This is a genomic window from Ferrovibrio terrae (genome assembly GCF_007197755.1).
Lineage (GTDB): Bacteria > Pseudomonadota > Alphaproteobacteria > Ferrovibrionales > Ferrovibrionaceae > Ferrovibrio > Ferrovibrio terrae.
On record NZ_CP041636.1, the window covers coordinates 143,284 to 156,358 of the forward strand.

Here is a 13,075-nt window from a genome sequence, read left to right on the forward strand (position 1 = left end):
ACTGACTTTTTTCCTGTTACAGCTCAGATGGCCGCGGCCGCGCCACCGTCCTGCAAGACGTGCAGCGAGACGCGCACGCGGTTGCGGCCCGCCGCCTTGGCACTGTAGAGCGCATCGTCGGCGCGGTCGATCGCATCCTGCACATCGCGATCGTCCGGACTCAGGATCGTGCAGCCGAGGCTCAAGGTCACGCTGACCTGCGCCCCGGTCTCGGACTGTACCGGCGCGGCGGAGATCAGTCCGCGCGCGCGTTCGGCATAGGACACTGCGGCCGTGATGTCGCTCTCCATCAGAAGAACGACGAACTCCTCGCCGCCGAACCGCGCCACCAGATCAGTATCGCGCGCAGCAGTCTGCAGCCGGCTCGCCACAGCGCGGATCACCGCATCGCCCGCAGCATGTCCATGCGTGTCGTTGACCCGCTTGAAATGATCGATATCACCCACCACCACGGCCAGCGCACGATCGTAGCGGCGTGCATAAGCGACCTGCCGTTCCGCCGTAGCGAGGAAAGCGCGGCGATTGAGCAGTCCGGTCAGCGGATCGGTTTCAGACAGCTTGCGCAGGCGCTCGACATCGAGTGCAAGCTCACGGGTTTCCGCTTCATGCGCCACGGCCTCGCGCTCGGCCTCTTCCAGCCTGTGCTCGGCCTGCCCGACGCGACGCAGCAACGAGCGCAGGGATTGCGACAGCAGCATCACCTCGCGGGCGCCACCGACCCGCGGCAGCGTATGCACGCCGGCATCGCGGCCGATACGGTCGGCTTCGCGCGACAGCCTGTAGATCGGCCTGGTGACGCGGCCGGCCAGCCAGCGCGCCATCGCGATCCCGAAGATGCCGAGCCCGATGCCGATCAGCAGGATCGAGCCAACCAGCTCATGCACCGGCCGGTTGGCAACCTCGACCGGAAGCCGCGCTATCACCAGCCAGTCGAGACCGGGATAGTCGCGGAAGCCGCGTCCGACCGCATAGCCGGTCAGCCACTGATCGGCGTCTTCGCCATAGGCGAGTCCGGATCCCGACGGGCGCTCACGGACCATCGCCAGCTGCTGCGGTGTCAACATCACTGAATTCAGATTGCGGCCGAGCAGCACCTTGCCCTTGCTGTCAAGAATACTGATATCGGCCCGTGCCGTCTGGCTTTCACCGATCAGCAGTGACTGGCGCACCTCGGTCGCCCAGTCCCAGCTGAGATGCGCGCCGAGCACGCCGATGATCTCACCCGCGGCATTGCGCACCGGATAGGCAACATCGACGAAGCGAAACGGTTCGCTGTCGGTGCGCGGGCCGAGCATCTTGGACAGCAGCAGGGCTTCATGCACGTCGCCGGCGAAAGCTTTCTGCACGCCCTCCATAAACCACGGCCGCTGCGCCACCGACGCACCTTCCAGCATGCCCTTGGTGGCGGCCATCACGGTACCGTCCTTGCGGGCATAGCCGATCCAGGCATAGTCGGGATAGCTGAACTGCATGCGGTCGAGCACCGCGCGCAACGTATCGGGATCGCGCTCCCATACATCGCGCAGCATTTCCAGTCCGGCAATGGTGCCGATCTCGCGATAGCGTTCGAACATGCCACGGTCGAGCCGGCTGGCCATCACCTCGGCCAACTGGGTCAGTTCATTGCCTGTGATTGAAGACAGGATGCGGCGGCCAAGCAAAGCTGTGGCTATGGTGGCACTCAGCACGAGAATGATCGCCAGTGTCGCCGTTGCCAGCATCACCTGCGCACGAATAGATATCCTGTCGACCAGACCAGGTAATCGCACGAACCGCGTCCGCCAAATCCCGTTGCATTACATCAACGGGCCGATTTTCCGCTCCGGCGGCGGTCAAATCAATCGCAAACTGGCCACGGCGCCGGATTCGGCAGCGAAATCGTCATTTTTTGTACAGCGTCTTATACTGGTCGCGCAGCAGGTTCTTCTGCACCTTGCCCATGGTGTTGCGCGGCAGATCGTCGACGAAGAAGACGCGCTTGGGCAGCTTGAACTTGGCCAGACGGCCATCCAGCGCCTTCAGCACGCCCGCTTCATCCAGCGCATGGCCCTTCGAGGCCACCACCACGGCGGTGACGCCCTCGCCGAAATCGGGATGATCGACGCCGATCACGGCGGATTCGATCACGCCGGGCATCGCGTCGATCTCGGTCTCGACTTCCTTCGGATAGACATTGTAGCCGCCGGTGATGATCAGGTCCTTGCCGCGGCCGACGATATGCACATAGCCGCGGTCGTCGATCTTGCCGAGATCTCCGGTGATGAAGAAACCGTCGGCGCGGAATTCGGCCGCGGTCTTCTCCGGCATGCGCCAGTAGCCCTTGAACACGTTCGGCCCCTTCACCTCGATCATGCCGATCTCGCCCTGGGCGAGCGGCTTGCCCGTCTCGGGATCGGTGATGCGCACCGACACGCCGGGCAGCGGGAAACCCACCGTGCCGGCAACGCGCTCGGCATCGTAGGGATTCGAGGTGTTCATGTTGGTCTCGGTCATGCCGTAACGCTCGAGAATGCGATGACCGGTGCGGGCCTCCCATTCCTTGTGCGTATCGGCCAGCAGCGGCGCCGAGCCGGAGACGAACAGGCGGATATGCTTGACCGATTCCTTGGTCAGCGCCGGGCTCTGCAGCAGGCGCACGTAGAAGGTCGGCACGCCCATCATGCTGGTGGCGCGCGGCAGCAGTTTCATCACCTCGTCGCCGTCGAACTTCGACAGGAAAATCATCGAGGCGCCGGCCAGAAGCGTCACGTTGCTGGCGACGAACAGTCCGTGCGTATGGAAGATCGGCAGGGCATGCAGCAGCACGTCATCCCTGGTGAAGCGCCAGTAGTCCTTCAGCGTCGCTGCATTGGAGTAAAGGTTGTGATGCGTCAGCATCGCGCCCTTCGAACGGCCGGTAGTGCCCGAGGTATAGAGAATCGCGGCGAGATCGTCGGCGGCGCGCGGCACGGCGGCAAAGCCCGCCGGCACCGATTTGGCTTTTTCCATCAGGCTGCCGTCGCCATTGCCACCCAGGGTCAGCACATGGGCGACGCCCAGCCTGGTGGCCAGGGGGCCAAGATCCTTTTCCGCATTGGGGCGGCAGACCACCACGCGCGGCTCGGCATCGCCGATGAAATATTCCAGTTCGGTCAGCGTGTATCCGACATTGAGCGGCAGATAGACGCCGCCGGCCGCCACCACGCCGAGATAGAAGATCAGCGCCTCGGCCGATTTATCGACCTGCACGGCGACACGGTCGCCCGGCTGCACGCCCAGCCCCACCAGCAAACCGGCGAAACGCTCGGCCAGCGCGAAGGTATCGGCATAACTGAATGTCCGGCCGTCACCGGTCTCGATGAAAATCTTGGCCGGGTCGGCAATGCTGGAACGGATCAGGGTGTACAGGTTCTCGGACATCGGCGTTTATCATCTTGCGCGTGGTTGCGGATCAGGAGCGATACTAAATCGCCCCGATACTTAATCGTCCCCGGCCCGGTCCGCGCAAGTCTCCCAGCCGCCGGAGAGCTTGTTCAACGCATTTTAAGCGGCCCTGACATCTCAGGATGCAATGGCCTCCAGCTGGTCCGCCGCCAGCAGGCGATAGCCGACGCCCAGTTCGGTCACCACATAGGTCGGCCGGGCCGGATCGCGTTCGATCCGCTGGCGCAGTTTGCGCATGAAGATGCGCAGGTAATGCACATCCTCGGCATGTTCATCGCCCCAGACGCCGCGCAGCAGCTGCTCATGCGTCACCACCTTGCCGGCATGGCGGGCCAGATGCTGCAGCAGGCCATACTGCTTCGGCGTCAGCTTCACCTCGGCGCCGTCGACCAATACGCGACGCCGGGCCAGATCGACCGCCAGTCCGCCAACCTCAAAGACCGGCTCGTCGGCCGCCGGCGGCGCCCGTCGCATCACGGCATTCACGCGCGCCAGAAACTCGGCAATGCTGAACGGCTTGGTCAGGTAATCATCGGCGCCACGCTCGAAGGCGCGGATCTTGTCGGCCTCGCGGCTGCGCACGGTCAGCACGATCACCGGAACCCAGCTCCATTCACGCAGGCGCTTCAGCACATCCAGACCGTCCTGATCGCCGAGCTGCATGTCGAGCACGACCAGATGAATCTCGTTTTTGCCCAGCAGCTCCAGCGCCTCGGCGCCACTGGCGGCTTCGATCACGTCGAAATCGTGCATCGCCAGCGCCGGCCGCAGAAAGCGCCGAATCTGCACTTCATCGTCGACAATCAGGATTCTGCGCTTGTCGCCCATGCGGCTTCTCCTTCATCGGTCACTTGCAATGTTTTGGCGAGCGGCATGCCGATATGGAATGCGGCACCTTGCCCCACCCCGCGGCTATCCGCCCAGATTTCGCCGCCAGCGGCCTCGACGAAGGCCTTGCTGACCATCAGGCCCAGGCCGTTGCCAGCCACCTGGCCCGACGTCGCATCAGCGGCGCGATAGAAGGGCGCGAAGATTTTCTGTGCTTCGGTGCGATCCAGGCCGATGCCGGAATCCTGCACACTCAGCACTACGCGCTCGTCCTCGACCTGCCCGCGCAGGAAGATTACCGACCCGGGTGGCGAGTATTTTGCAGCATTCTCCAGAATGTTCACCAACGCCTGCTCCACCAGTACCGGATCGGTTTCCACCATCGGCAGCGCCAGCATATCGTCAGACTCGATGCTGTGTCGCATCAGCGCTTTCTGCGTCTGGCGGAGCGCCGCATTGGTGATGTCGGCGACATCGATCGGTTCCATCTGCGGCGCCAGACGGCCAGCGCGGATGCGCGTCAGGTCCAGCATGCGGCGAATGTAGCGCTCCAGCCGTTCGGCTTCTTCGCGGATGGTCGACTGCAGCTCCGCCCGCGTATTCTCGTCGCAGATCGGGCCGAATTTTTCCAGCGTGGTGACCGAGCCGAGGATCGAGGCCAGTGGTGTATGCAGGTCGTGACTGATCGACCCCAGCACGGCCTCACGCAGGTTCTCGGCCTTGGCCTGCACGCGCGCCTCTTCCACCCGCAGCGCCAGCCGCATGCGCGCCAGCGCCAGACCGGACTGCTCGATCATCGCGGCAATGGCCAGCGGGTCCAGGCGGCTGTCGGGTTCGGCACCGACCACGATCACACCGACCGGCGCGCCGCCGCTGCGCAGCAGATACACCGGCGGCACAGCTGTCTCGCGCTCACGCTGGCGCCAGGCCAGTTCGGCGGCGGCCAGCGGCTGCACGGTGCCGAAATCACCCACCACCGCCAGTTCACGCAGCCCGCCGGCATCATCGAGATAGATGGCAGCGGCGCTGCCCAGGCTGTGGCTCAATTCCTCGGCCAGCACGGCGGGAATCTTCGCCGGATCGACCACAGCGCTGATCCGCCGGTTGAAGGCCAGCAGGTATTCCATGATCGCTTCGCGACGACGCGAGGCAGCGGTAGCGCGGCGCGCATAGCCGGCCAACTGGCTGGAGACGATAGCGACGCCGCCGAACACGAAAATGTCGGCAACCTCCTGCGGATCGGCATCGGGCAGGAAGAAGGCCGGGTTGTAGAACAGCACCGAGCAGACCGCGAGCGAGGCCAGCGCCGCCGTCAGCGACGGGATCATGCCGCCGAAAATCGCAGCGCCCAGGATCACCGGCACGAACAGAATCGAGGCCGACGTGACATTGATGGTGCGGCTGAGCGTGAAGACGGCAATGCCGGCCAGGCCGACGACGACCGCGGCCACAACACTGTGCAGCAGAACCCGGCCTGCGCGCGGGCGGGCGGGATCTTCTCCGGCAATCGGAAGCGCAATCGGCGAGGTCATGCCCGAGTATCCCACAGGCTGGCCGCCGGTACAGCCTCCGGCCGGCGCCGGGTGGACCTGCGTCAAATGGCCCAACTCGCTGCGAGGCTGATTTTATGCGGAATTTATGCAGGCAAGCTGGGCCGGTGCGAGCTGCCCCACCCGGCTCCGGATCACGCCCGTCCTCCGTTCGATATAGGCGGTCGGCCGCGCCGCGTCCCAGCGGTTGGGGCTGGGCAGGATGGCGGCCAGCCGGGCCGCCTGGGTCTCGTTCAGCTGCCTGGCCGGCACGCCGAAATGCTGCCTCGCCGCCGCCTCGGCGCCGAACAGGCCCGGACCCATTTCGGCGATATTCAGATAGACCTCGATGATCCGGCGCTTGGGCCAGGCGGCATCGAGCGCCAGCGCCAGCGGCGCCTCCAGTCCCTTGCGCACGAAACCACCGCCCGGCCAGAGGAACAGGTTGCGCGCCACCTGCATGGTGATCGTGCTGGCGCCGCGCAGACGACCGGTTTCCTCGTAATCGTCCAGCGCATCCTGCACCGCGCCGAGATCGATACCGCGATGCAGGCAGAAACGGCTGTCTTCCGAGGCGATCACCGCCCGAGCCAGGCCAGGGGGCATGGCTGACAGCGGCTGCGGATCATAGCGGATGGGTTCGCCGCGCTCGGCCATGCGGATCAGCATCAGCGGTGTCGCCGGCGGGTCGATGAAGCGGTAGAGCAGCAGCCCGCCACCCCAGAACAGGGCCACAGCGAGCAGCAGCAGTTTCAGCAGCCGGAACAAAAGTTTCATCGGCCACAGCAAAGCCCGGTCCGGCTGCGCTGTCCACCATCGGACCTGTGATCCCGCCTCGGCCGTCCCCATGGCCGCCAAGCCGGTGGACAAGCCGGCTGGCATGAGGTTTTACTGGCCGGAACGGGGAGAAAACATCTTCATGCTGCAAGGCAGCGCCATCCTGCTTCTGTCGCTCGGGTATCTCGGGCTGCTGTTCGCTATCGCGCATCTGGGCGACCGGCTGAATCCCCGCTGGTATACCGGCCGCACCGGCGCGACCATCTACGCACTGTCGCTGGCGATCTACTGCACCTCCTGGACCTTCTATGGCTCGGTCGGCCGTGCCTCGCTGTCAGGCCCCGACTTCATCCTGATCTATGTCGGGCCGATCCTCGCCATCACCGCCGGCTATCCGATGATGGCCAAGATGATCCGGATCGCCAAACGGCAGAACGTGATCTCGATCGCCGACTTCATCGGTTCGCGCTATGGCAAGAGCCGCGCCGTCGCCGTGCTGGTGACGCTGATCGCGGTGATCGGCGTGCTGCCCTATATCTCGCTGCAGATGCAGGCGGTCAGCGTCACCTTCGAGGTGCTGGTCGGCAGCGAGATGGCACATCTTCTCAATGCCACCCTGCCGCCGCCCTGGCGCGACACCGCCATGTTCGTTGCCGGCATCATGGGACTCTTCACCATCCTGTTCGGCGTGCGCCATGTGCAGGCCACCGAGCAGCACCGCGGCATGATGCTGGCCATCGCGTTTGAATCGCTGGTCAAGCTCGCCGCCTTCCTCGCGGTAGGGCTCTTCGTGGTCTACGGCCTGTTCGATTCCGGCAGCGACCTGATTACCCGCGTGCAGGAACGCCCGGATCTGAGCGAACAGCTCAGCAAGGGACTGGGCACCAACTGGATCGTGATGACGATCCTCTCGGGCTTCGCCTTCCTCTGCCTGCCGCGCCAGTTCCACGTCGCTGTGGTGGAAAGCGGCGATCCCAGCCAGCTCAAGGCCGCGCGCTGGCTGTTCCCCACCTATCTGGTTGCCATCAACCTGTTCGTAGTGCCGATTGCCGCCGCCGGCCTGCTGCTGACGGACAAGGGCACCAACCCCGATTTCTTCGTGATCACGCTGCCGCTGATGACGAACCAGCTTTCACTCTCGGTCTTTGCCTTTATCGGCGGGTTGTCGGCCGCCACCTCGATGGTGATCGTCGCCTGCATGGCGCTCTCGATCATGGTGTCGAACGAACTGGTCACGCCGCTGCTGCTGCGCTCGCGCGCCGGCGGCTCGCATGAAGTCGGCCAGATCGTGCTGAACGTGCGCCGCGCCGCCGTCGTCGTCATCCTGATCGCGGCCTATATCTACCACACCTGGATCGCCGGCTATCTGCCGCTCGCCTCCATGGGCATGATCTCCTTCGTCGCGGTGGCGAATTTCGCGCCGCCGCTGCTGCTCGGCCTGTACTGGCGGCGCGCGCATCGCCATGGCGTGATCGCGGGGCTGCTCGCCAGCTTCGCTGTCTGGTTTTACGCTCTGCTGCTGCCCTCGATTCAGGGCGCCGCCGGCGGTCAGCCGATGCTGGCGCCGCTGGCGCCCTGGATGCCCTCGCCGATTGACCGCTTCGATGCGATCCTGCAGGGCTTCGTCGCCTGCACCGTGGTCAACATCTCGCTGCTCGTCGTGATTTCGCTGCTGTCGAAGCCGGGCAATCGCGATCGCGAGCAGGCCGCCATTTTCGTCTCCGGCGGCGAAGGCCTGCCGAATGCTGCCTTCGCCGAAGCCGACCAGGATCCGCGCATCGACGAGCTGCGCGCGCTGTCTGCCCGCTTCATCGGTGCCGAACGTGCCGAACGCGCTTTCGCTGGCAGGCGCATGACCGCCTCGGAAGCCATGGCCTTCACCGAGCATCTGCTCGGCGGCGCCATCGGTGCCGCCTCGGCACGCATCGTGATGGCCTCGGCGCGCGGCAAGAATTTGCTCAGTCCCCGCGCGGCGCGTGCCATGCTGGGCGAGGCGTCGGAGGCAATCCGCCACAATCTTGACCTGCTGCGCACCACGCTCGATCATATCAGCCAGGGCATCGGCGTGTTCGACCGCGAGCAGCGGCTGGCGGCCTGGAACGAGCGCTTTTTCGATCTGCTCAGCCTGCCGTCCAATCTGGCCGAGAATGGCGTGCCACTGACCCAGCTGGCCGGCGACGGCACCGGTGATCTGGCGATGACGCTGGCATCGGGTGCGCATGGCTCGCGCATCTACGAACGTCGCCGTCCCGATGGCGGCGTGATCGAAATCCGCGTCGACCCGATGCCGGATGGCGGCTTCGTCGCCACCTGCACCGATGTCAGCGAACGCGTGCGTGCCGCCGAGGCGCTGCGGGCGTCGGAACGCGCCATCCGCGTCTATACCGACAACGTGCCGGTGCTGATCGCCTATGTGGATCGCGAGGAACGCTACCGCTTCACCAACATGCCGTTCCGCCGCTCGCTCAACCTGCCGCAGCAGCAGATCGACGGCCGGCCGCTGAACGAGATGATCTCGGCCGATCGCTACAACCGTCTCAAGCCGCATATCGACGCGGCCCTGGCCGGCCAGCGCCAGAGTTTTGAAATCGAATTCCCCACCAACGATGCCAAGATCGAGGTGGCGCACGGCACCTATATTCCGCATATCGGCCATAACGGCGAGGTGCTCGGCTTCTTCCTGCTGTACCAGGACGTCACCGAACGCCGCCGCGCCGATGCCGCGTTGCGCGCCGCCTATGAAGGCCTGGAGCGTCGCGTGGCCGAGCGGACCGCCGAACTGCAGCTCGCCGTGCAGGAACTGGAAGCCTCGCGCGCCCAGGCCGAAGCCGCCAATCTCGGCAAGACGCGCTTCCTCGCCGCCGCCAGCCACGACCTGCTGCAGCCGCTGCATGCCGCTCGCCTGTTCACGGCAGCTTTGGCCGAGCGCGAACCCGACAATCCACTGGTCTCCAAGATCGATCACGGGCTGGGCTCGGTCGAAGTGCTGCTCGATGCGCTGCTGGATATTTCCAAGCTGGATGCCGGTGCCGTGCGGCCCGAAATCCGCCCGGTGGCGCTGTCGCCGCTGTTCGACGCCATCGCCACGTCCTTCGGTCCGCTGGCCGCGCGCCGCGGCGTGACGCTGAAAGTCGTGCCGACCACTGCCACCATCAGCACCGATCCGGCGCTGCTGCGTCGTGTGTTACAGAATTTCGTCGCCAATGCGATCCGCTATGCCAATCCCGAGCGCGAGGACCGCCGCGTCATCGTCGGCTGCCGGCACGAGGGCGACGAAATCCGCATCGCCGTCTGCGACAACGGCCCGGGTATTCCGGCCGACAAGCAGCTGGTGATCTTCCAGGAATTCGCCCGGCTGCAGCATGTCGGCGACGCCGCCGAACGCGGTCTCGGTCTCGGCCTGGCCATCGTCGAGCGCATCGGCCGTATGCTCAACACCCCGATCCGGCTCGACTCCCGCCAGGGCCATGGCTCGGTCTTCAGCGTCACCGTGCCGCGCGCCGCCGTCGAACCCGCGCAGGACGTCGCGGCCGTGCCAGTGCCGGCTTTCATTGCCGGCTCGCTCAGCGGCAGCTTCGTGCTGTGTATCGAAAACGAGGCCGGCGTGCGCGAGGCGATGATCACGCTGCTGGAAGGCTGGTCCTGCACCGTCGCCGCCGTCGACACGATCGAGGCGGCGCGGCAGGCGGTGGCACAGGCCGGCCGCAGCCCCGACATCATCCTGGCCGACCTGCATCTGGATGAAGACAGCCCGGACGGGCTGGAAGCCATCGCGCAGCTGCGCAAGGATTGGGGCCAGCGTCTGCCGGCCATCCTGATCACCGCCGAGCGCAGCCAGGAAATGCGCCAGCGCGCCGCCGAGATGAGCGTCGATGTGCTGAACAAGCCGGTCAAGCCGGCCGCCTTGCGCGCGCTGATCAGCCAGCGCCGCCGCACAACCGAAGCGCTCGCCGAGACCGGCGACTAAACCGAGAAATGCCGCGCGGCGATAACCGCCTGCGTACGGCTGCGCACGCCGAGCTTCTTCAGGATCGCGGTGACATGCGCCTTCACGGTGGCCTCGCCGACCGACAGCTCATGCGCGATCTGCTTGTTCAGCTTGCCCTTCGACAGCAGCGTCAGCACGCGCAATTGCTGCGGGGTGAGTTCGCTGATGCGGCGGGCGAAGTCGTCCGGCATCGCGGTGTCGCCGCCTTCCATCTCGGGCGGCAGCCAGACCTCGCCATCCAGCACCGACTGCAGCGCGCTGGCGATGGTTTCCATCGCCGCCGATTTCGGCACGAAGGCGGCGGCGCCGAATTCGATGGCGCGACGCATGGTGGCCGGTTCGCGGGTAGACGACACGATCGCCACCGGCACGGCGGGATGACTGGAGCGCACGGCAGCAAGGCCGGCGAAGCCGTCCATGCCCGGCATGTCGAGATCAAGGATCAGCAGGTCGACGGACTCACGCGCGTCCAGAGCTGCGCGGGCGCCATCCAGATCGGCGGCGCCGACCACCTCGACACCGGTCATGGCCTGGCGCAGGGCCTGGCCCAGCGCCTCGCGCACCAGGGGATGGTCGTCGGCGATGATGATTGTCAGTGCCGGCTCTGCGGCGCCGGTCTTGTGTGCTCCCGTCATGCGGCCAAGGGTAAACCAGCCGCTGGCGGTCAGCAAGGAACGACCTTGTCCGACAAACGTCCCTTGGCAAAGGCGGTCAGCCGAAGCGGCGGAGCGAGGGCAAAAGCGGCGGCATCCCGCTGCAACCGGCGAGCGTGAACAGGTTGAAGGGCTGCGCGCGATAGACGGCAATGGCGCCGGTATTGCGCAGGCGGTCGGCAAATCCGGCGTCGTCGGAGGCCAGTTCGACGGCATTGGTCAGCCAGGTCTGCCGCACCAGGCGCGCCTCGGTGCGCATCGCTGCCTCTGTCACGGCCGGATCGCTCCAGCCAAAGGGATAGACGGCGATGACGCGGCCGCTGGCCTCGGGCGGCAGGGCGGCGCGCTGCAGCGTCCAGCCGAGCAGGCCGGCCCAGAGCAGCAGGACCGCCACGACAAACCCAAGAGCCAGACGATGCGGCGCCGCCATGCCGTTCTACTCGGCTGCAACGGCCGCCGGCGCCACTCGCACCAGCGGGCGTTCGTCAATCGGCCAGTGCACGATGGCGGCGAAAATGGCCAGCCCGGTCGAGATCCACCAGACCACGTCATAGGAGCCGCTGGCATCGAACAGCCGGCCGCCGAGCCAGACGCCGAGGAAGCCGCCGACCTGGTGGCTGAAGAAGACGATGCCGAACAGCGTGGCCATGTAGCGCGGACCGAAAATCTGCGCCACCAGGCCGGAGGTCAGCGGCACGGTGGAGAGCCAGAGCAGCCCCATGCAGAAGGCGAAGATCAGCACGCTGACCTGCGTCATCGGCATCATCACGAAGACCGCGATCACCACGGCGCGCGCGGCATAGATGAAGCTGAGCAGGTATTTCTTGCTGCGCTTGCCGCCCAGCACGCCGGCCGTATACGAGCCGACCACATTGGCGAGGCCGACCAGCGCCAGCGCCCAGGCGCCGGTCTGCGGATCGAGGCCGCGATCCACGATATAGGCCGGCAGATGCGTCTGGATGAAGGAGACATGGAAGCCGCAGACGAAGAAGCCGGAGATCAGCAGCCAGTAGCTTTTCTGGTTGCCGGCCTCTTTCAGCGCCTCACCCATCGACTGCTTCGGGCCGGTGCCTTCCGGCGCCTTGCCGGCCAGCGCGCTGGACAGCGGGATGATGGCGAGTGCGAAGAGGCTGAGCAGCAGCAGTGCGAACTGCCAGCCCCAGGCGGCGATGAAGCCCTGGCTGAGCGGCACCATCAGGAACTGCCCCATCGAACCGGCAGCGGTGCCCAGACCCAGCGCCCAGGAGCGCCGCTCGGGCGAGACCATGCGCGCGATGGCGGCGAGCGCCACGGTGAACGACGTGCCGGCGAGGCCCATGCCGAGCAGCACGCCGAGCGTGAGATTGAGCATCAGCGGCGTGGCGGCATAGGCGGTGAGCGCGACGCCGGCGGCATAGAGCAGCGCGCCGACCGCCAGCACGCGGGCCGAGCCATAGCGGTCGGCAATAGCACCGGCGAACGGCTGGCCGAAGCCCCAGAGCACGGTCTGGATGGCGATGCCGAAGGCGAAGACCTCGCGGCCCCAGCCGTTGGCGATGCTGATCGGCTCGAGGAAAAGTCCGAAGCCGGAGCGTACGCCGAAATTCAGCAGGGCGATGGTGCAGCCGGCGATGATGACCAGAAGCGGCGTGCGCCAGCCCAGGGCTTTGACGGCAGGGGATGCAGACATCGGGGTCTCCTGAACGGGCGTTCGTTTCCTGCCGCCAGACCTAAACCCCTGACCGGCAAGGGGCAAGTGCACAATTGCGACCCTACATTCGGCCCTGCCCCAGCCATGCGCCAGCCGGCTCGTTTCGGTTCGTGGCGGTTCGCCCGTGTTCGTAGCGGTTCGCGGCGCTTCGCCAGCGTTCGTTTGAGTTCGTTTGAGTTCGTGGCGC

Annotated in this window: 9 protein-coding genes; 1 reads left to right on the forward strand and 8 read right to left on the reverse strand. The window is 65.9% G+C overall.

Translation table 11 applies throughout. The annotated features are described in order from the left end of the window. Nucleotides 1–23: 23 nt before the first annotated feature. The 5 genes from FNB15_RS00690 to mtgA form a co-directional block, all read right to left on the reverse strand. Complete coding sequence (locus tag FNB15_RS00690; protein WP_144066869.1) at nt 24–1,769, reverse strand: sensor domain-containing diguanylate cyclase; 1,746 nt, start codon at nt 1,767–1,769, stop codon at nt 24–26. Nucleotides 1,770–1,881: 112 nt separating this feature from the next. After that, on the reverse strand, nt 1,882–3,399 hold the full coding sequence (locus FNB15_RS00695) for a malonate--CoA ligase (protein WP_144066870.1): 1,518 nt from the start codon (nt 3,397–3,399) through the stop codon (nt 1,882–1,884). A gap of 141 nt (nt 3,400–3,540) precedes the next feature. After that, on the reverse strand, nt 3,541–4,251 hold the full coding sequence (locus FNB15_RS00700) for a response regulator (protein ID WP_144066871.1): 711 nt from the start codon (nt 4,249–4,251) through the stop codon (nt 3,541–3,543). Further along, on the reverse strand, nt 4,227–5,783 hold the full coding sequence (locus FNB15_RS00705; RefSeq protein ID WP_144066872.1) for a sensor histidine kinase: 1,557 nt from the start codon (nt 5,781–5,783) through the stop codon (nt 4,227–4,229). The genes FNB15_RS00700 and FNB15_RS00705 overlap by 25 nt, the downstream gene beginning before the upstream one ends. A 93-nt stretch (nt 5,784–5,876) precedes the next feature. Beyond that, nucleotides 5,877–6,557 carry a monofunctional biosynthetic peptidoglycan transglycosylase gene (gene mtgA / locus FNB15_RS00710; protein WP_144066873.1) on the reverse strand — a complete coding sequence of 227 codons (681 nt, stop codon included), beginning with the start codon at nt 6,555–6,557 and terminating at the stop codon, nt 5,877–5,879. A gap of 70 nt (nt 6,558–6,627) precedes the next feature. Here mtgA and FNB15_RS00715 point away from each other — a divergent pair, with 70 nt between their 5' ends. Next, nucleotides 6,628–10,524 carry a hybrid sensor histidine kinase/response regulator gene (locus FNB15_RS00715; RefSeq protein ID WP_144066874.1) on the forward strand — a complete coding sequence of 1,299 codons (3,897 nt, stop codon included), beginning with the start codon at nt 6,628–6,630 and terminating at the stop codon, nt 10,522–10,524. On the opposite strand, the gene FNB15_RS00720 is transcribed toward FNB15_RS00715, so the two are convergent. Genes FNB15_RS00720 through FNB15_RS00730 form a run of 3 tightly spaced genes read right to left on the reverse strand, consistent with a single transcriptional unit; the run spans nt 10,521 to nt 12,867 of the window. Beyond that, nucleotides 10,521–11,216, reverse strand: coding sequence for a response regulator transcription factor (locus tag FNB15_RS00720; RefSeq protein WP_246068756.1), 696 nt, complete (start codon nt 11,214–11,216; stop codon nt 10,521–10,523). The two genes, FNB15_RS00715 and FNB15_RS00720, sit on opposite strands and share 4 nt — an antisense overlap. Nucleotides 11,217–11,256: 40 nt before the next feature. Then, nucleotides 11,257–11,628, reverse strand: a complete 372-nt coding sequence (locus FNB15_RS00725; RefSeq protein WP_144066875.1) for a hypothetical protein — start codon at nt 11,626–11,628, stop codon at nt 11,257–11,259. Between the two features lie 6 nt (nt 11,629–11,634). Next, nucleotides 11,635–12,867 (reverse strand): MFS transporter, encoded by a 1,233-nt coding sequence (locus tag FNB15_RS00730; protein ID WP_144066876.1) that lies wholly within the window; start codon nt 12,865–12,867, stop codon nt 11,635–11,637. Between the last annotated feature and the right edge of the window lie 208 nt (nt 12,868–13,075).